This window comes from Cupriavidus sp. SK-4 (assembly GCF_000611125.1).
In the GTDB taxonomy this organism is placed as follows: Bacteria; Pseudomonadota; Gammaproteobacteria; order Burkholderiales; family Burkholderiaceae; genus Cupriavidus; species Cupriavidus necator.
Genome location: NZ_JFJW01000102.1, coordinates 72,085 through 90,589 on the forward strand (window position 1 = coordinate 72,085; position 18,505 = coordinate 90,589).

At 69.0% G+C, this 18,505-nt stretch carries 19 protein-coding genes; 9 read left to right on the top strand and 10 right to left on the bottom strand.

Annotation, left to right across the window (positions count from 1 at the left end; translation table 11 throughout):
* Nucleotides 1-157: 157 nt before the first annotated feature.
* Complete coding sequence (locus CF68_RS22575; RefSeq protein ID WP_035823106.1) at nucleotides 158-1,414, bottom strand: Hsp70 family protein; 1,257 nt, start codon at nucleotides 1,412-1,414, stop codon at nucleotides 158-160.
* A gap of 172 nt (nucleotides 1,415-1,586) precedes the next feature.
* On the opposite strand from CF68_RS22575, the gene CF68_RS22580 reads away from it, so the two are divergent.
* Nucleotides 1,587-2,786, top strand: coding sequence for a CaiB/BaiF CoA-transferase family protein (locus CF68_RS22580; RefSeq protein WP_035823108.1), 1,200 nt, complete (start codon nucleotides 1,587-1,589; stop codon nucleotides 2,784-2,786).
* Nucleotides 2,783-3,667, top strand: a complete 885-nt coding sequence (locus tag CF68_RS22585) for a citryl-CoA lyase (protein WP_035823110.1) — start codon at nucleotides 2,783-2,785, stop codon at nucleotides 3,665-3,667. The genes CF68_RS22580 and CF68_RS22585 overlap by 4 nt, the downstream gene beginning before the upstream one ends.
* 5 nt (nucleotides 3,668-3,672) lie before the next feature.
* On the opposite strand, the gene CF68_RS22590 is transcribed toward CF68_RS22585, so the two are convergent.
* Together CF68_RS22590 and CF68_RS22595 are read right to left on the bottom strand one after the other, a co-directional pair.
* Nucleotides 3,673-4,926 (bottom strand): diguanylate cyclase, encoded by a 1,254-nt coding sequence (locus CF68_RS22590; protein ID WP_035823112.1) that lies wholly within the window; start codon nucleotides 4,924-4,926, stop codon nucleotides 3,673-3,675.
* A gap of 212 nt (nucleotides 4,927-5,138) precedes the next feature.
* Nucleotides 5,139-5,882 carry an IclR family transcriptional regulator gene (locus CF68_RS22595; RefSeq protein WP_035823114.1) on the bottom strand — a complete coding sequence of 248 codons (744 nt, stop codon included), beginning with the start codon at nucleotides 5,880-5,882 and terminating at the stop codon, nucleotides 5,139-5,141.
* 447 nt (nucleotides 5,883-6,329) lie between these two features.
* On the opposite strand from CF68_RS22595, the gene CF68_RS22600 reads away from it, so the two are divergent.
* Both CF68_RS22600 and CF68_RS22605 read left to right on the top strand, forming a co-directional pair.
* The gene (locus CF68_RS22600) at nucleotides 6,330-6,563 is read left to right on the top strand and encodes a hypothetical protein (protein ID WP_010810922.1); all 234 of its coding nucleotides are present in this window, start codon (nucleotides 6,330-6,332) and stop codon (nucleotides 6,561-6,563) included.
* Nucleotides 6,564-6,724: 161 nt separating this feature from the next.
* The gene (locus CF68_RS22605) at nucleotides 6,725-7,093 is read left to right on the top strand and encodes a LysR family transcriptional regulator (RefSeq protein WP_035823118.1); all 369 of its coding nucleotides are present in this window, start codon (nucleotides 6,725-6,727) and stop codon (nucleotides 7,091-7,093) included.
* A 2-nt stretch (nucleotides 7,094-7,095) separates the two neighbouring features.
* Here the strand turns inward: CF68_RS22605 and CF68_RS22610 are convergent, their stop codons facing one another.
* From CF68_RS22610 to soxC, 7 genes are all read right to left on the bottom strand, one after another.
* On the bottom strand, nucleotides 7,096-7,869 hold the full coding sequence (locus CF68_RS22610; RefSeq protein ID WP_035823120.1) for a class I SAM-dependent methyltransferase: 774 nt from the start codon (nucleotides 7,867-7,869) through the stop codon (nucleotides 7,096-7,098).
* A 61-nt stretch (nucleotides 7,870-7,930) separates the two neighbouring features.
* On the bottom strand, nucleotides 7,931-8,812 hold the full coding sequence (locus tag CF68_RS22615; protein ID WP_035823122.1) for an ABC transporter permease: 882 nt from the start codon (nucleotides 8,810-8,812) through the stop codon (nucleotides 7,931-7,933).
* A gap of 16 nt (nucleotides 8,813-8,828) precedes the next feature.
* Nucleotides 8,829-9,665 carry an ABC transporter ATP-binding protein gene (locus CF68_RS22620; protein WP_035823124.1) on the bottom strand — a complete coding sequence of 279 codons (837 nt, stop codon included), beginning with the start codon at nucleotides 9,663-9,665 and terminating at the stop codon, nucleotides 8,829-8,831.
* Nucleotides 9,666-9,667: 2 nt separating this feature from the next.
* Nucleotides 9,668-10,678: an ABC transporter substrate-binding protein gene (locus tag CF68_RS22625; protein ID WP_035823127.1), complete on the bottom strand. Its 1,011-nt coding sequence runs from the start codon at nucleotides 10,676-10,678 to the stop codon at nucleotides 9,668-9,670.
* A gap of 81 nt (nucleotides 10,679-10,759) precedes the next feature.
* Nucleotides 10,760-11,689, bottom strand: a complete 930-nt coding sequence (locus CF68_RS22630) for a TauD/TfdA family dioxygenase (protein WP_035823299.1) — start codon at nucleotides 11,687-11,689, stop codon at nucleotides 10,760-10,762.
* A 153-nt stretch (nucleotides 11,690-11,842) separates the two neighbouring features.
* The gene (locus CF68_RS22635) at nucleotides 11,843-12,430 is read right to left on the bottom strand and encodes a c-type cytochrome (protein ID WP_035823129.1); all 588 of its coding nucleotides are present in this window, start codon (nucleotides 12,428-12,430) and stop codon (nucleotides 11,843-11,845) included.
* The gene (gene soxC / locus CF68_RS22640; RefSeq protein ID WP_035823131.1) at nucleotides 12,417-13,658 is read right to left on the bottom strand and encodes a sulfite dehydrogenase; all 1,242 of its coding nucleotides are present in this window, start codon (nucleotides 13,656-13,658) and stop codon (nucleotides 12,417-12,419) included. The genes CF68_RS22635 and soxC overlap by 14 nt, the downstream gene beginning before the upstream one ends.
* Before the next feature lie 215 nt (nucleotides 13,659-13,873).
* Here soxC and CF68_RS22645 point away from each other — a divergent pair, with 215 nt between their 5' ends.
* The 5 genes from CF68_RS22645 to CF68_RS22665 are packed head-to-tail and all read left to right on the top strand — an operon-like array spanning nucleotide 13,874 to nucleotide 18,477.
* Complete coding sequence (locus CF68_RS22645; RefSeq protein ID WP_051591642.1) at nucleotides 13,874-15,004, top strand: ABC transporter substrate-binding protein; 1,131 nt, start codon at nucleotides 13,874-13,876, stop codon at nucleotides 15,002-15,004.
* Between the two features lie 4 nt (nucleotides 15,005-15,008).
* Nucleotides 15,009-15,845: an ABC transporter permease gene (locus CF68_RS22650; RefSeq protein ID WP_035823133.1), complete on the top strand. Its 837-nt coding sequence runs from the start codon at nucleotides 15,009-15,011 to the stop codon at nucleotides 15,843-15,845.
* Between the two features lie 12 nt (nucleotides 15,846-15,857).
* On the top strand, nucleotides 15,858-16,655 hold the full coding sequence (locus CF68_RS22655; RefSeq protein ID WP_035823135.1) for an ABC transporter permease: 798 nt from the start codon (nucleotides 15,858-15,860) through the stop codon (nucleotides 16,653-16,655).
* Between the two features lie 33 nt (nucleotides 16,656-16,688).
* Nucleotides 16,689-17,483 (top strand): ABC transporter ATP-binding protein, encoded by a 795-nt coding sequence (locus tag CF68_RS22660; protein WP_035823137.1) that lies wholly within the window; start codon nucleotides 16,689-16,691, stop codon nucleotides 17,481-17,483.
* Nucleotides 17,484-17,514: 31 nt separating this feature from the next.
* Nucleotides 17,515-18,477, top strand: a complete 963-nt coding sequence (locus tag CF68_RS22665; RefSeq protein ID WP_035823140.1) for a TauD/TfdA family dioxygenase — start codon at nucleotides 17,515-17,517, stop codon at nucleotides 18,475-18,477.
* Nucleotides 18,478-18,505: the final 28 nt, after the last annotated feature.

The following is an 18,505-nucleotide window of genomic DNA, read 5'->3' on the forward strand; positions in this document are numbered from 1 at the left end:
TTGCGGTAGAGGGTTGGGGTGAGGGTGAGCGTGTCTTACGAAGTCAGGCCCGCGGTATGCCACCGCCTGCCCTCACCCCCTGCCCCTCTCCCGCAAGCGGGAGAGGGGAGCAAACCAGCGGGCGGCCAGACGCCAGCGGCAAGCGCCAGCCCGCCCCTCACCCAAACTTCCTCACCGCATCCAGCGCCAGCCCGCTGCCGATGCTGCCAAACCGGTCCCCTTCCACGCAACGCGCTTGCGGCAACAGCGCCGCCAGCCGCTGCCGCAGCATCGGCACGCTGCTGGAGCCGCCGGTGAAGAAGATGGTATCGACCGCGGCGCCATCCACGCCGGCATCCACCAGCAGCTTCTGCACGGTCTGCTCGGTCTTCACCACCAGCTTGTCGATCGACGCATCGAACTCGTCGCGCGTGATGGTCAGCGTCAGCCCCTGCTCCAGCCGGTGCAGGTCCACGTCGGTGCTGCCGGCGTCGGACAAGGCGATCTTGGCGGCTTCCACCTGGATCGCCAGCCAGTGCCCCGCGCGCTCGCGGATCAACCGCACCAGGCGGTCGAGCTTCACCGTATCCGCCGCGTCGCGGTAGTTGTCCATCACCAGCGACCACGCCTTGCGCGTATAGACCAGGTTGATGGTGTGCCAGCTGGCCAGGTCGAAATACTGGCTGGACGGCATCGCCTTGCCGTTGCGCAGCGCGCTGCCCAGGCCCAGCAGCGGCATCGCGCGCGCCAGGCTGAGCGCACGGTCGAAGTCGGTGCCGCCGATATGCACGCCGCCATTGGCCAGGATGTCGTCGCGCCGGTCGCTGCGCGCGGCGCGCTCGGGCGACAGGCGCACCAGCGAGAAGTCCGAGGTGCCGCCGCCGATGTCGGCCACCAGCACCAGTTCCTCACGCGTGATCCGGGCCTCGTAGTCGAAGGCCGCGGCGATCGGCTCGTACTGGAATGCGATCTCGCCGAAGCCCGCGTCGCGCGCGATCTCGGCCAGCGTGTCTTCGGCCAACTGGTCGGCGGCCGGGTTCTCGTCGATGAAGAACACCGGGCGGCCCAGCACCGCACGCGAGAATTCCGTGCCGGCGGCCTGCTCGGCACGCGTCTTCAGCTCGCGGATGAAGTGCGCCAGCAGCTTGCGGAACGGCATCGCCTGGCCCATCACCTCGGTGCTGTCGTCCATCATCGAGGTGCCCAGCAGGCTTTTGAGCGAACGCATCAGCCGGCCTTCATAGCCGGCCAGGTAATCGCCCAGCGCGGCGCGGCCATAGCTGACCAGCGGATCCTCCGCGTGGAAAAAGATCACCGAGGGCAGCGTCACCTTGCCGTCCTCCAGCGGCAGCAGCGCCGCCGGCCGCGCCGGATGGCTCCAGCCGACCGTTGAGTTGGACGTGCCGAAGTCCAGGCCGCATGCGTTTGACATCATTGATTCCGTTTCCTGCAAGACACCACTAAAGAGGCCCCCGCGGCAGCAGGCCGCGCGGACGGGGCGCCATTGTATGGCAGGTGCCGGCCAGGCGCCCGGCTTGACACGCCCAAACGCGGCTCCTATCCTCCGCATGTTCTCTGTTAAAGATCGTCATTCTGTTGTACAGAACATGAAAAAGCCCCTGCGCCATATCCGCGTGCTCGACCTGACCAATGTGCTGGCCGGGCCATTCTGCTGTCACCAGCTTGCCCACCTGGGCGCCGAAGTCATCAAGGTGGAAACCCCCGGCACCGGCGACCTGGCGCGCCAGCTGGGCGCCGATGCCGAACTGAACCAGCGCCTGATGGGCGTTTCGTTCCTGGCCCAGAACCCCGGCAAGCAGTCGGTCACCCTCAACCTGAAGCACGCGCGCGGCAAGGAGGTGTTCCGCAAGCTGGTGCAAAGCGCCGACGTGCTGGTGGAGAACTTCCGCCCCGGCGTGATGGACCGGCTCGGGCTGGGCTACGAGACCCTGAAGCAGGACAACCCGCGCCTGATCTACTGCGCGATTTCCGGTTTCGGCCAGGACGGGCCGCTGGCGGGGCTGCCGGCCTATGACCAGATCATCCAGGGCATGGCCGGCGTGATGAGCATTACCGGCGACGCGCAGAGCGCACCGCTGCGGGTCGGCTATCCGGTCTCGGACACCATCGGCGGGCTGACCGCGGCGCTGGCGGTGTCGGCGGCGCTGGCGGACCACCAGCGCACCGAAGGCTATTTCATCGACGTATCGATGCTGGAAGCCACGCTGGCCACCATGGGCTGGGTGGTGTCCAACCACCTGATCGCCGGCAAGGTGCCGGCGCCGATGGGCAACGAGAACATGACCGCCAGCCCTTCGGGCACTTTCCGCACCGCGGACGGGCTGCTCAATATCGCCGCCAACAAGCAGGAACAGTTTGAAGCCGTGTGCCGCGTGCTGGGCCGCCCCGAGCTGGCCGCCGATCCGCGCTTCGCGCAGCGCCAGGCGCGGCTGGCCAACCGGGGGGAACTGACACAAGCGCTGGAAGCGGAACTGGCGAACAAGCCTGCCACCGAGTGGTGGCCGCTGCTGACCGAGGCCGGCGTGCCCGCCGGCCCGGTGCTGGACGTGCCGCAGACGCTGGCCCATCCGCAGGTGCGCGAGCGCGGCATGATCGGCGAATTTGCCGATGCGCCCGGCGTGGGCCGCGATATCCGCGTGGTGCGCACCGGCTTCAAGCTCAACCGCGAGGCCCCGGCCGTGGACACGCCGCCGCCGCAGCTGGGCCAGCATACGCGGCAGGTGCTGGCCAGCCTGGGCTACAGCGATGCGGACATCGACCAACTGAGCGAGGAGCGCGCGATATGAGCGGCATCGACACCGACCACTACCCCGGCCACCCCCGGGATGACGCCATGGACCTGGGCCAGCGCCAGTCGCAGGACTGGTGGCGCACCGGCATCATCGACATGCGCCCGGGCGAGATCCGCTACCGCGGCTACCCGATCGAACAGCTGATCGGCCGGGTCTCGTTTGCGCAGATGATCTGGCTGATGCTGCGCGGCGAACTGCCCGGCCCCGGGCAGGGCGAGCTGCTGGACGCGGCGCTGATGGCCGCGGTCGACCACGGCCCGCAGGCGCCCAGCATTACCATCGCGCGCATGGCGGCCACCTGCGGCGTGGGGCTGAACAACGCCATGGCTTCCGCCGTCAACGTGCTGGGCGACGTGCATGGCGGCGCCGGCGAGCAGGCGGTGGCGCTGTACCAGGACGTGGCGCAGCGGCTGGATGCGGGCAGCGCCATGGACGACGCTGTCGCCGCCGCGCTGCAGCACTACCGCGACCTGCACGGCAAGTTCATTGCCGGCTTTGGCCACCGTTTCCACCCGGTCGACCCGCGTGCGCCGCGGCTGCTGGCGCTGGTCGACCAGGCCGCGGCCAACGGCGTGGTCAGCGGGCGCTACGCGGGGATCGCGCGCGCGGTCGAGGCGGCGCTGGGTGCCGGCCGCGGCAAGCCCATCCCGATGAATATCGATGGCGCCACCGCGGTGATCTATGCCGAGCTGGGCTTTGCCGCACCGCTGGCGCGGGGGCTGTTCTGCCTGTCGCGCTCGGTCGGCATCCTGGCGCATGCCTGGGAACAGACCTGCGAGGGCGGGCGCAACAAGGGCCCGATGCCGCGCCAGTTCCTGTGGACCTATGACGGTGCGCCGCAGCGCGACGTGCCGGAGCCAGGCCGGCAGGCATAACGGGGTCAGCCGGCCAGGTCGGGCTCTGGCGCCAGCAGCGGCGCGGGCGATGCGCTCGCGGCCGCCGGCACCGCCATGGACGAGGCCAGCACGTAGCGGTCGCGCCCATGTTCCTTGGCATGGTAGAGGGCGCGGTCGGCATCGGCGAACAACAGGCGCCACAGCGCTTCCTTGCTGCCCGGGCCGCCGCGCAGCTGCGCCACGCCAATGCTGACGCTGGCATGGCCGTGCCCGGCGGGCAGTTCAATCGCGCGCACCTTGCGCAGGATCCGGTTGGCCAGCGCCGAGGCCTGCTGCTCGTCGGTATGCGGGCACAGGATGCAGAACTCTTCGCCACCGTAGCGCCCGGCCACGTCCGAGGCGCGGCGCGAGTTGTCCAGCGCATGCGCGACCTCGCGCAGCACGGCGTCGCCGGCGTGGTGGCCGAAGGTATCGTTGACCTGCTTGAAATAATCGATGTCGATCACCAGGCAGGACAGCGCCTGCCCGTCGCGCTGCCAGCGCGCCACCAGCGACAGTGCCGACATCTCCAGCGCCCCGCGGTTGAGCAGCCCGGTCAGGGCATCCACGCGCGCGCCGCTTTCGTTGTGCGCGACGATCTGCTCCATCGCCATCATGGTGAAGCCGAACAGGCCCAGCAGCGTGGCGATCAGCGGCGCCAGCAGCCAGGCCGAGCCGGCCGGGCCGGCAAAGAACAGCGTCAGCGGCGCGGCGCCCGCGCCGCCCGCCACGGGCAGGTTCATGGCATGGCTGAAGCCAGCCAGCTGCGTGGCCAGATGCACCTGGCTGGCCACCAGCACCAGCGGCGCGCCGATGCTGCGGCTCCCGCGCCCGGCGCGCGCCAGCGTGGCGAAAATGGCCAGCGACACCAGCGCCAGCAGGCCGTAGACGATGCGCAGCACCACCTGCTGCCCGGCGGGCATGCCGCTGGTGGCCGCCATCAGGCCAAGCACGATCACGCCCGCGGCGGCCAGCGCCGCGGGATGGGCCGGCACGCCGTAATAGACCCGCACGCCGCGATAGATCAGCAGCCAGCCAGCCACGAACGCCAATGCACCCAGCGTGCCCAGCTGGCCCGTGCCGCTGGCCTCGCTGATGGCCAGCGCCAGGCCCGCGGCCGACACCAGCACGTGCCCGAACGCCCACAGCCGCCCCGCCTCGCTCGCGCGCAGCGCGAACACCAGCCCCGCCGCAATAATCAGCGTGCTGCAGAAAAACACCATCATCACCACCGCAATGGTCTGCTGGTCCAGGTGCACGGGGATTTCCTCAAGGATGCCGTCCGCCGCGCCGTCATTTCAAGCGGCGGGCATCAGGCCACAGGGGCGCGATGCAGGCATTTCCCGCACTTGTTTTCACAAAATGTGACGTGCGTTGATTTCAATGCCAGCCGCATGATAGCCCGCGCATGCAGGCCCGTGGCACCCCCGACAAGCCGGGTCGGGCCGGCTGCACACGCAAGCCCGGCGGCTCAGTCCGGGGCGGCCGCAATGCTGTCCGGAAAGGAGCCGCCCAGCGCTTGGGTCAGCGCACGCGCCGCATGCAGCACATCGACGCGGAAGTCTTCTCGGTAGCGCGAGGCCGGGCAGGTCAGTGTCAGTGCACCGCACAGCACATCGCCGGGACCGAACACCGGCGCCGACACCCCGGCCAGATCGGGGCTGCGGTCGCCCACCAGTGCCGCCACGCCCTCGTGCCGGATGCGCTCGTAGAGCGTGCCGGACTCGCCGGCAAAGGCGCGCAGCACGCGCGCGCCGGCGCCGCGGTCGCGCGGCAGCAGTTCGCCGGCGCGGACATGGTCGCGCACCGGCTGCGGCGAATCGACGCGGTACAGGCACAGCCGGTGCTCGCCCTGCTCGACATGGAAGGCCGCGCTTTCACGCGTGATGCGCACCAGCTCGCGCAGCGCCGGCATCACCACCGCCTCCATGGAGAACGACGCCGCGTAGACGGCATTGAGCCGCGCCACCTCGGGACCCAGGCCATAGCGCCCGTCGGCCTGGCGCCGCACCAGCCCGGCGTGCTCGAGCGAGGCCAGCAAGCGCAGCAGCGTGCTCTTGTACAGGCCGCTGCGCTGCGCCAGCTCGGCCAGCCCCAGCGCGGTATCGCCAAGACGGAACACCGACAGCACGAACAGCGCCCGGTCAACGGCGATGGCGCCGCCCGCGGCGGCGTGCTTGTCGGCTTCTGAAACCTGTGCGGATTTGCGTGGCATGGCGGACGGCGGCGATCCTGGCTGGACCGGATGACGGAACGATGCGCCAACGTATAGAACGCATCCCGGCTTGTCAATCCGACCTGCGGCGTGTCAGTGAACCGGCACACGGGCGGCGAGCTCGCGCAACAGACGCCGCATGCATTCACGTATCCGCGCGGCGCGCTGGCGTTTTTCTGCAACACCGTGGCCGACACCTGCTGCCGCCCGGGCCGCCGCCCAAGCGCCTTCGCCGCCCCCTCGGCTACCGCATGCGCCACATTGCTTGCGCGTACTCGCCACTCCCCGGTTTGCAAGCCGAATTAGAGGGAAAGTTACCTGCTTTTGATTAAGCAGCCGCTGCACGGGGTGGATAAAATCATGCGTTGCTGACCTTCGCGCAATCCCTGCGCTGCTTTACGTACCCTCGCTGCAATGTCTCACCGCCGTGCTTTTTCCGACCCTGGTATGACCGTTCCCGCCCTCTCGCTTGGTGCCATCCTGGATGACCTGCGTAGTGCCCCGCGCCCGCTGACTTCCGCGGAGTACACATACCTGGCCCACCTGCGGCAGCGTATCGTCACCGGCGACGCAGACCTGTGGACCACGCTCGAGACCGCGGGCGTGCCATGCAGGGAACGCCGCCTGTCGCCCGAGGTGGTGCAGGCGCTGACCGCTATCGGCCATTTGCCGATGCACTGAGCCCGGCGCGCGCCACCCCACATTGCAGAAATTTCCGGGGATCATTTCGGAAAGCCGCACTCTCCAGCCAGCCTGCGTCCCGCTAAGATCGATTCACTTCCGATCCGCCGGGCACCGTGCTTTCAGTCAAGCGCCAAGCATGCCCCGGCCATGGCCCAGGCATGGCATACCCATCCAGCAACCGGCGCGTCAGCTTCCTGTCGTTGCGCGCCTATGTCGCAGTGATGCAGCACCGTGATGCCGTCCGCGCCGCCCAAGCGCTGCGCATCCATCCGCAAAGGCTGTACTACCATATCCGCGGCCTCGAGGCCGCGCTCGGCAAGCCGCTGTTCCGCACTTGCAGCCCTGACTGGCTGCCGACATCCACGGGCGTGAACGCACTGCCCAAGGTCATCGCCATGCTGGCCATCTGGGAACAGATCGAGGCCGGCATCCGTGCCAGCCAGCCTGCCGCGACAGCCCGGGAACCAGAGCCCGGCGCCATTGCGCGCCACGGCGCCGCATTCTGGGTGCGGCAGGCGACGATGTAGCGTCAGGCCAGCCGTTCGCAGCAATAGGCTTCGGTGCGATAAGGGAAAGCAGCCTCGGCACGGCCCGCCAGCGCGGGATGCCCGTCGATGACCGCCTGCAGCCGTGCGCGCACGCGGGCCTGCTCCGCCGCCGGCAGCGCGGCAATGAAGCTCACCGACAACACCCGGTCCACGATCACCTGCTGCGGCGCCCCCACATGCGTGTAGGGCAGGCTCTGCAGCGCCAGCGGCCCGAAGCCCTCGGCGGGAAAGATCCGCTTCCAGTCGCCCTTGTAGAAGCGCGGCGCGTCGCCTTCGTACGGCGTCATGATGGCCGTCAGCTGCGCCACCCAGTCCACGCATTCATCGCGCACGTTCCACACCAGCCCGAGCCGGCCGCCGGGGCGCAGCAGGCGGCCGATTTCCGCCATCGCGCGCGCATTGGCAAACCAGTGGAAGGCCTGCGCGCAGACCACGGCATCGACGCTGGCATCGGCCAGCGGGATAGCTTCGGCACTGCCTTCCAGCGTCTGCACCGATGGCAGCGCCGCGGCCAGCTGCGCGCGCATCTGCGCGACCGGTTCGACCGCGATCACCGTCGCCCCGGTCTCCGCCAGGCGGCGCGTGAACTTGCCGGTGCCAGCGCCCAGGTCCAGCACGGTGCGGTCCGCGCGCAGGCCCAGCGTGCCGCGCAGCCAGGTGTCGATTTCAGCGGGATATTCAGGGCGTCCGCGCGCGTAGGTATCGGCCTGGCTGGCGAATCCCTGTGCGGCGGCGCGGTGGATGGCGGCGGTCATGGGCGGGCTCCGGTTGATTACCGGTGCCGTAGCCTACGCTTCATGCCGCCGTCGGGCAAGGCTAGTGCTGCATGCCCCAGCGACGCACGGTCAGCCGCTCCAGCGTGGTGAACACCAGCCCCTCCACCAGCAGCCCGATCAGGATCACCGCGGCCAGCCCCGCGAACACGCGGTCGGTATAGAGCTCATTACGGTTCTGGAAGATGAACCAGCCCAGCCCGCCCTGCCCCGACGACGCGCCGAACACCAGCTCGGCCGCGATCAGCGTGCGCCAGGCAAAGGCCCAGCCGATCTTCAGGCCCGACAGGATCGCCGGCAGCGCCGCCGGCACCAGCACCAGCGCGACATAGCGCAGCCCGCGCAGGCCGTAGTTGCGGCCCGCCATGCGCAGCGTCGGCGGCACTGACTGGAAGCCCGCGTACATGTTCAGCGCCAGCGGCCACAGCACCGAATGGACCAGCACGAAGACCAGGCTTTTGGTGCCCAGCCCGAACCACAGCAGCGCCAGCGGCAATAGCGCGATCGCCGGCAGCGGGTTAAACATGGCGGTGAGCGTGTCCAGCACATCGCGCCCGAAGCGCGTGGACACCGCCAGCGAGGTCAGCACGAACGCCAGCACGATCCCGGCCGCATAGCCGCGCAGCAGCACCGACAGCGAAATCGCCGCCTTGCCCGGCAGCTCGCCGCTGCCCACCGCGTCGGCAAAGGCGCGCATCGTGGCCAGGCAGGACGGCAGCAGCAGGTCGTTGTCCTGCACGCGCGCCACCAGCTCCCAGATCAGCCCCAGCGCCAGCAGGATCACCGCCTTGCGCAGCCAGCCGTGTTGCCACAGGCGCTGGTGCCACGGCAGCGCGCGCGCAAGCGGGGCTTCGGTGAAGGGTTCAGGCTCGCGCTCGTATTCGGGCCGAAGCGTGTCGGCCAGTGTCAGTGTCGGTTGCGTCATGATGCGATGTCCCGGTTCAGCGGCCCGCCGCGCTGCGCGCACGCGGCGCGGCCTCGGCGGCAGGCTCGTCGAACAGCAAGGTATGGATGCGTTGCGCGGCGGCCTGGAATTCGGCGCCGCCCTGGCTGGCCAGGCTGAACTGGTGGCTGTTGAGTTCCGCGCGCACGCGGCCCGGGTGCGGCGACAGCAGCAGGATGCGGCTGCCCACCACCAGCGCTTCTTCGATCGAATGCGTGACGAACAGCAGCGTGAAGGCCGCGTCATCCCACAGCGCCAGCAGCTCCTCCTGCATGCGCCGGCGCGTGAGCGCGTCCAGCGCGGCAAAGGGCTCGTCCATCAGCAGCACCTTGGGGCGCATCGCCAGCGCGCGCGCGATCGCCACGCGCTGCTTCATGCCGCCCGAAAGCGTATGCGGGTAGGCATCGGCAAAATCGGCCAGCCCCACCTTGTGCAGGCTGTCCAGCGCCAGCTCGCGCGCCTCCGCCCGCGACAGCTTGCGCGCCTGCCGCAGCGGGAACATCACGTTCTGCACCACCGTTTTCCACGGCGGCAGCTGGTCGAACTCCTGGAACACCACGATGCGGTCCGGGCCGGGCTGCAGCACACGCCGGCCTTCGAGCCGGATCTCGCCCTCGCTGGGCGGAACGAACCCGGCAACCGCCTTCAGCAGCGTGGACTTGCCGCAGCCGGACGGGCCCAGCAGCACGAAGCGGTCGCCGGCATGCACGTCGAAGCTGACGCGATGGGTCGCGCGCACGATGCGCTCGGGCGTGCGGTATTCCAGCGACACGCCGTCGACCTGCAGCAAGGGCGTGGCGCGGTCCGACACCACGCGCAGGTTGTGGGTGGCCATGCTCAGCTCCCCTGCGCGGTGACCGGGTCCTGGAAGAAATAGTCCTGCCAGGACTTGGGCTGGTTGCGGATCGCGCCCACACGGTGCATGAAAGCGGCCAGCGCAAAGGTGTTCTGCGGCGCCACTCGGAACTGCACCTGCGGGTTCTTCAGCACGCGCAGCAGCAGCGCGCGGTCGGTCTTGGCCTTGCTCTGGCGCAGGTAGATATCGGCGGCGGCTTCCGGATTGGCGGTGGCGAACGCCGCGGCCTCGGCCAGCGCATCGACGAAGGCGCGATAGGTCTTGGGGTTGTCGCTGCGGAATTTCTCGGTCGCGTACAGCACCGTGGAGGAACTCGGGCCGCCCAGCACGTCATACGAATTCAGCACGATGCGCGCGTTGGGGTTGCCCGCCAGTTCCTGCTCCTGGAACGGCGGATTGCCGAAGTGGCCGGTGATCTCGGTGCCGCCGGAAATGATCGCCGCGGCCGCATCCGGGTGCGGCACCGCCACGGTCCACTTGTCGAGGCGGTTGTATTCCTTGTCGCCCCATTGCCTGGCCGCAGCCAGTTGCAGCACGCGCGACTGCACCGACACGCCCACCGCCGGCAGCGCGATGCGGTCCTTCTCGGTGAAATCGGCAATCGACTTCACCTTGGGGTTGTTGCTGACCAGGTAGTACGGGAAGTTGCCCAGCGACGCCACGCCGCGCACGTTCTGCTTGCCGTGGGTGCGGTCCCACAGCGTCAGCAGCGGGCCCACGCCGGCGCCGGCGATATCGATGGCACCGGAAAGCAGCGCATCATTGACTGCGGCGCCGCCCGACAGCTGGGTCCATTCGACCTTGATGTCGACACCCTGCTGCTTGCCGTGCTTCTCGATCAGCTGCTGGTCGCGCGCCACGTTGAGCAGCAGGTAGACCACGCCGAACTGCTCGGCGATGCGCAGCTTGCCTTCTGCGTGCGCGGCGCCGGTGATGGCCAGGCCGGCGCTCAGCGCCAGCAGGCCGAGCTTGCGGGAAAAACGAGTGAACATGATCAGGACTCCGGGGAATATGGTGGATCGGCGCTCGCCGCTGCGAGCGCCCTGGGATGACTTGCGATACCGTTGCCGCCTTCAGCGCGGCACGTCGCCTTCGATGGTGGTGCGGTACATTACGCGCCGCAGTTCCGGCGGACAGCCCGCGGCAAGATGCAGCAGCGAGCGGTTGTCCCAGAACACCAGGTCATGTGGCTGCCACTGGTGGCGGTAGATGTGGGCGGGCTTGACGCTGTGCGCGAACAACTGGTCCAGCAGGTCGCGGCCTTCATCCTCGGGCAGGCCGACGATGCGGGTGGTGAAGTGCTCACTGACAAAGAGCGCCTTGCGCCCCGTTTCCGGATGGGTGCGCACCACCGGCTGCAGCACCGGCCTGACCTGCGCGATCTGCTCCGGCGTCAGGTTGGGCCGCCACGGGCTGCGCTGCTGCAGCTCGGCGTAGCGCGCCAGGTAGGTGTGCTCGGCCTGCAGGCCATCGACGGCGCGTTGCAGCGCCGCCGGCAGCGTGTCCCAGGCCAGGTGCATGTTGGCGAACAGCGTGTCGCCTCCCTCGGCGGGCAGCTCGCGCGCATGCAGCAGCGAACCGAGGCTGGGCTTTTCCTTGTACGACAGGTCCGAATGCCAGAAGTGGCCGGCATCGCCCAGCCCGATAGGCTTGCCGTTCTCGACCACGTTGGACACCACCAGCACTTCCGCATGGCCCGGCAGCTGGAACTGGTGCAGCACGTGGATCTGCAACGGCCCGAAGCGGCGGCTGAAATCGATCTGCTGCGCCGGCGTGATCTGCTGGTCGCGGAACACCACCACGTGGTAGTCGAGGTCGGCGCGATGGATGCGGGCAAAATCCGCGTCGGACAGCGGCTGCGACAAGTCGAGCCCGATCACTTCCGCGCCCAGCGGCGCGTCCAGCGGACGGATCTCGAAGTTGCCCGCGTCTGCGGACAATGCGGTGGAAAGCGGCGCGCTCTGCTGGCGCGAAACACTGGCGTGGGCGGTTGCGGTCGTCATGGCAAGCTCTGGCATACGGGGGAAGCCGATGCGGCATCCGGGATGCCGCGTACAAGCTTGCACTGTAGAGAGCCGGCCATTGCACGGTCAACGAATCATATCGCTGGCCCTTATCCGCTTATCGCATATCCATGTCTCGACATTGGCAGGCCATCAGGGCTTGCCGGGGCAACCGCTGCGGCACGGCACGTTGGCCGTATCCGGGCGCGCGTCGGCGACGAAGCCATCGCGGTTCGGCATCTTCACCTGCGGCAGCGTGCGCGCGTCAAGCACCGCATCTGCGGGCAGGATGCCGTTCTTGTGCAGCAGCCACGCGGTGACGGCATAGACCTCGTCCGGCGCCAGGCTCTGCGGCGCGTTGTAGGGCATGGCGCGGTTGATGAAGTCGAATACGGTGGTCGCATAGGGCCAGAAGCTGCCGATGGTCTTGACGGGGTCCTTGCCCCTGGCGGCGTCCTTCAGCGTGCCCTGCCCGCCCACCAGCGCATCGGCCGGCTTGCCTTCGCCATTGACGCCGTGACATGCGGCACAGTGCTGCGCATAGACCTGCTGGCCCCGCGCGACCGTGCCGCTGCCCGGCGGCAGGCCCGTGCCGTCCGGGGTTACGTCGATATTCCACGCGGCAAGGTCGCGCTCGCTGGCGGGGCGGCCTATGCCATAGGTCTGCGCAACGGCCGCTTGCGCGGTGCAGGCCAGCGCGAGCACCGCGACGGTACTGCTGAATCGTTCAAGCGCGCGCATTGGCAATGCTCCCGTCCGCGGCCACGCGCCAGCGCTGGATCGCGTTGTAGTGATAGGTGGAAGCCACGCCGCGCGCGGCAACCAGCTGGTCCGGCGTGGGCTGGACGTTGCCGGCTTCGTCGATGGCGCGGCTCTCCAGCGAAGCTGGCCCGCCATCCCAGCGCCACGGCAGACGGAAGCGCACCAGCGCGCGGTCCAGCACCGGCTCCTGCAACTGCGCCTCGCGCCAGCTGCGGCCGCCGTCGACCGACACCTCGACGCGGCGGATCCGCCCGTGACCCGACCACGCCAGGCCCGAGATCTCATAGAACCCGCGCTCACGCAGCTTGTGATCCGGCGCGGGGAAGGTGATCACGGACTTCACGTCCATCAGGAAGGTGAACTGCCGCGCGCTGCCGTCGGGCAGGGAATCCGTGTATTTCGAAGTCTCTTCGCGCGACATGAACGGCGCGCGCCCCAGCTTCAGGCGCCGCAGCCACTTGATGGACATGTTGCCTTCGTAGCCCGGCAGGAACAGCCGCAGCGGATAACCGTGCTCGGGCCGGAGCATCTCGCCGTTCTGCGCATAGACCAGCAGCGCGTCTTCCAGCGCCTTGGCCAGCGGCACGCTGCGCGTCATGGCTGCGCCATCGGCGCCCTCGGCCAGCACCCACGCTGCTTCCGGCGCTACGCCGACTTCGTCCAGCACCACGGACAACGGCACGCCGGTCCATTCGCAACAAGACAACAAGCCGTGGCTGATCTGCACCGACTTCGCACCGGGCGCCTTCCACTCGCGTCCGGTGTTGCCCGAGCACTCCAGGAAATGGATGCGCGACACCGACGGCAGGCGCACCAGGTCGTCCATGGTGAAGATGCGCGGGCGCGCCACCAGCCCGTGCACCGCCAGCCGGTGCTGCGCCGGGTCGATCAGCGGGATGCCGGCGTGATGGCGCTCGAACACCAGCCCGGTCGGCGTGATGATGCCGCGCAGGTCCTGCAGCGGCGTCATCGACGAGTTGGCGCCAGGCAGCGGCGCCGCGCTGCGGCTGCGCCGCACCACGTCTTTCTCGAACGGCGACGGCTGGCCGTACGCATGCCACAGCACGGGCTCGCCCGGCGTGCGTGTCCACGGCGCAACCGTCAGGGGTTCAGCGCGCGCCGCAGTAGCGGCGCCGGCCGCGGCGGCGCCCAGCACCGCCCCGCGCTGCAGGAAGCGCCGGCGGCCGGAAGTCAGGTCATTGCTCATCGTGAGGGCGTGGTCAGTCTGGTAGCGATCAAAATGCGCAGACTGTAGGACAGCACCGGCACTCGGCCAACGAAGAAGAATGCATGCCGATATGCCAACGCCGCGCTGCGCGCCATATGCGCGGGGCCGATAACCAAAGCCGGAATGATTCGTTCAGGTCCGCGCGCAGCGCCGCTTATCGTGGAGCCGTCCTCCACTTCAAGAAGGTCTGCATGATGACGACCCCGCGCCCCGATGCCACCGCTGCACCCACGCTGACCCGCCGCGAGCTGCTGCGCTGCGCGGCCTGGTCCGGGCTGGGGATGGCCGCGTCGCTGTCGCCGCTGTCCGCGTTCAGCGCCAGCCCGGCCGCGCGGCCTGACGTGATCCGCGTCGGCGTGGCCCAGCCCGCCACCGGAACCCCGCCCAGCTTTGCCGGCAGCTCGCTGGCGATTGCCCATGCGCGCGGCTGGCTGGAGGAATCGTTCAAGCCAACCGGCACGCGCGTGGAGTGGTTTTTCTTCAAGGGCGCCGGCCCCGCCGTCAACGAGGCGCTGGCCAACCGCCAGCTCGACTTTGCGCTGCAAGGAGACCTGCCGTCCATCGTGGCGCGCTCCGCGGGCCTGAAGACGCGGCTGGTGCTGGCCACCGGCGTGCGCGCCAATATCTACGTGGGGGTGCCACCCGATTCGCCGCTGAAGACGGTCAGCGACCTGCGCGGCAAGCGCGTGTCGCTGTTCAAGGGCACCAACATGCATCTGCCGGCGCTGCGCCTGCTGGAAGCGAACGGGCTGTCGGACAAGGACCTGCGCCTGCTGAACCTGGACACGGCCGGCTACCTGGCGGCGCTGTCCACGCGCGACATCGACGCCGCCATCGGCGCCATGGACATCCTGCGCCTGCGCGACAAGGGCGCGGTGCGCATCCTGTATTCCAGCAAGAACCAGTCGCCGATCTACACACGGCAAAGCCACGTGCTGGTGAGCGACGAATTTGCCGGGCGCTATCCGGAGGCCACGCAGCACCTGGTGAAGGCCGCGGTCGAGGCGGCGCGGTGGGCCTCGGACGAGAGCCATCGAGAAGAAGTGCTGCGCACCTGGGCGCGTGCGGGCACGCCTTATGACCACTGGAAGGAGGACTTCGACGGCGAGCCTTTGCGGGTGCGGCTGAACCCGAATTTCGATCCTTTCCTGGTCAGCCGCTACAAGGATGCGGTCGAGCAGGCCTATCGCTTCAAGCTGAGCCGTGCGCGCTTTGACGTGGACCAGTGGATCGACCAGCGCTTCCTAAGGGCGGCTCTCAACGACCTAAGCCTGCAGAGCTACTGGCCCGTCTACCAACCCAACGGCAAGATCCTGGGAGCCTGACACCATGTCCGTCGCCGAATCGCTTTCACTGCCCGCCGCCGCGGCGCCGCGCGCGCCTTCCCCGCGCAAGCCACTGCGCTGGCAGGATGCCACGCGCTGGCTGCTGGCCTGGCCGGTGCCGCTGGCGCTGCTGCTGGTCTGGTATGTGGCCGCCCGCAATGCCTGGATTCCGCCGCAGGTGCTGCCCGCACCCGAAGACGTCGCACGCACACTGGCCGACCTCTGGCAAAGCGGTGAACTGCAGGCCAACCTGGCCATCAGCGCGCTGCGCGTGGCCGGTGGCTTTGCCGTGGGGCTGGCCGGCGGCCTGGCGCTGGGCGCGGCCATGGGCCTGTCGCCGACGTTGCGCGACTACGTCTACCCGACCTTCAAGGCCTTCAGCCAGGTGCCGGTGCTGGGCTGGCTGCCGTTGCTGATGCTGCTGGTCGGCATCGACGAGGCGCTCAAGGTGATCCTGATCGCCAAGGCCGCCTTCGTGCCGGTGGCGCTGAACACGTACAAGGGCATCGGCAGCGTGCCGACCCGCTACCTGGAAGTGGCGCGGGTGCTGCAGCTCACGCGCTGGCAGACGCTGTCGCGCGTGGTGCTGCCCGCCGCGGCCGCGCCGGTGTGGAACGGCGTGCGCTACGGCCTGACGCACGCGTGGCTGGCGCTGGTGGTGGTGGAGCTGCTAGCCTCGTCCGAGGGGCTGGGCTACATGATCGTCTACGGGCGCCAGCTGTTCCAACTCGACATGGTGCTGGCCGCCGTGGTGGTGGTGGGCGTGGTGGGTTTTGCGCTGGACAAGACGCTGGCGCTGGCCGAAGGCGCGGTGCTGCGCTGGCGCAAGCCGGGCTTCTGAGGCGAGGCCGCGATGACCACTTCCGCTATCCGCCCCCGTATTCGCCTGCCCCGCGCCTTGCGCGGCTGGGTGCTGCCGCTCACGCTGCTCGCGCTGTGGTGGGCCGCCGTGCGCTTTGGCTGGACCACTTCGCCGCTGCTGGTGCCAGTCTCCAGCGTCTGGGACACCGCGGTGCGCCAGGTGCAGAGCGGCGCGCTGGCCACGGCATTGGCTGCCAGCCTGTGGCGCGACCTCGCCGGCTTTGCCATCGGCGCCAGCGCCGGGCTGGTGTTCGGCACGGCACTGGGCCTGTCGCGCCTGTTCGAACGCCTGGTCGGCCCGAGCTTTCACACCGTCAAGCAGATCTCGCTGTTTGCATGGATCCCGCTGATCTCGGTCTGGTTCGGGCTGGGCGATGCCGCCAAGGTGGTGTTCCTGTCGCTGGCCGCATTCTTCCCGGTGGTGCTGAACACCTTCGAAGGCATCCGCGCCGTGCCAGCCGACCTGCTCGAGGTTGCGCGCGTCTTGCGCTTCAACCGGACCCAGGTGCTGTGGCGCGTGGTGCTGCCGTCGGCGGCCCCGTCGATCTTCGCCGGCATCCACCTGGGGCTGATCTATGCGTGGCTGGCGACGCTCGGCGCGGAGTACCTGCTGGTATCCGGCAAGGGCATCGGCAACACCATGACCGACGGCCGCGAGAACTTCTGGATGGACCTGGTGATTTTCGGCGTGATCGTGGTCGGCCTGGTCGGCTTCACGCTGAACTGGATCGCCAGCCGCATCGAATCCCGCCTGCTTGCCTGGCGCGGGCGCTCGGTGGCCGCGGGCTGAGCCACGCTGCCCCTTATTGAACGGAGACCACAAATGCCACATGCCGGCACGCTAAGCATCGCGCACCTGCACAAGCAGTACGAAGTCGAGGGCCGGGCGCTGCCCGCGCTCGAGGACATCACCCTGACCATCGCCCCGGGCGAGTTCGTCAGCATCGTCGGCGCCAGCGGCTGCGGCAAGTCCACGCTGCTGCGGCTGGTGGTGGGCCTGGAAGAGGATTACCGCGGCGAGATCCTGCTGGACGGCAAGCGCGTATCGGGCACCAGCCTGCAGCGCGGCATCGTGTTCCAGGAGCATCGCCTGTTCCCGTGGCTGACGGTGGAACAGAACATCCGGCTGGCGCTGCTCAACACGCCGGGCAGCGACGCGGAGAAAGACCGCAACGTGGCCGAGCATATCGCGCTGGTTGGCCTGCGCGGCTTCGAGCAGGCCTATCCGCACCAGCTCTCCGGCGGCATGTCGCAGCGCGTGGCAATTGCGCGGGCACTGGTGACGCGCCCCGAGATCCTGCTGCTCGACGAGCCCTTCGGCGCGCTCGACGCGATGACGCGGGCCTACCTGCAGCAGGAGCTGCAGCGCATCTGGCAGGCCGAGGGCATCACCATGATCCTGGTCACCCACGACGTCGAGGAAGCCGTCTTCCTGGGTGACCGCGTGGTGGTGATGGAACCCCGGCCCGGCCGCATCCGCCGCATCCTGCCGGTGGACCTGCCGCATCCGCGCGAACGCGCCGGGCTTCCCTTCGCGCGGGCGCGCGATGCCGTGCTGCGCGAATTCGCCGGGCAGGAGCCTGTCGTGCAGCGGGCCCCCGAACCTGAACTCGCCTGACCCAACCCTCTTACATCCCCGGAGCTTCGTGATGACCCAAGCCAACGCCACGCAAGACCAGACCGTCCAGCTGGACATCCACCCGGTTGCCGGCCGCATCGGCGCCGAGATCCGCGGCGTCGCGCTGCACGGCGACCTGCCGCCCGCCACCTTCGCCGCCATCCGCGCAGCCTTGCTCAGGCACAAGGTGCTGTTCTTCCGCGACCAGGTGCATCTGGACGATGCCGCGCAGCAGGGCTTTGCGCGCCTGTTCGGCGACACCGTGCCGCACCCGACCGTGCCCTCGCGCGACGGCACGCAGCTGCTTGAGCTGGACTCGCAGCACGGCGGCCGCGCCAACTCCTGGCATACCGACGTGACCTTCGACCTGGCCTACCCCGCGGTCTCGGTGCTGCGCGCCGTGACCGTGCCCGCCGCCGGCGGCGACACGGTGTGGGCCAACACCGCCGCCGCGTACCAGGACCTGCCCGAGCCGCTGCGCGAACTGGCCGACAAGCTGTGGGCGCTGCACACCAACGACTACGACTACGCGGCCACGCGCGTCAATCCCAGCGACGAAGGGCTGAAGCGCTACCGCAAGGTATTCACCTCGGCGCTCTACGAGACCGAGCACCCGGTGGTGCGCGTGCATCCGGAAACCGGTGAACGCACGCTGGTGCTGGGCCACTTCGTCAAGAAGCTGCTGGACTACTCGTCGGCCGATTCAGCGCACCTGATTGCCGTGCTGCAGGGCCATGTGCACCGGCTGGAGAACACCGTGCGCTGGCGCTGGCGCGCGGGCGACGTCGCCATCTGGGACAACCGCGCCACCCAGCACTACGCCATCAACGACTATGGCGACGCGCACCGCGTGGTGCGCCGGGCCACCGTGGCCGGCGATATACCAGTCGGTGTGGATGGCCGCCGCAGCAAGGCGGTGAAGGCGGGCGTGCGCAGCGAAAGCGCGGCGCCGGCCAACCAGTCCGCCGGTGCCGCGCAACGGCAAGCGGCCTGATCCAGCCAGTTTCTTCCGGGGAGCACGA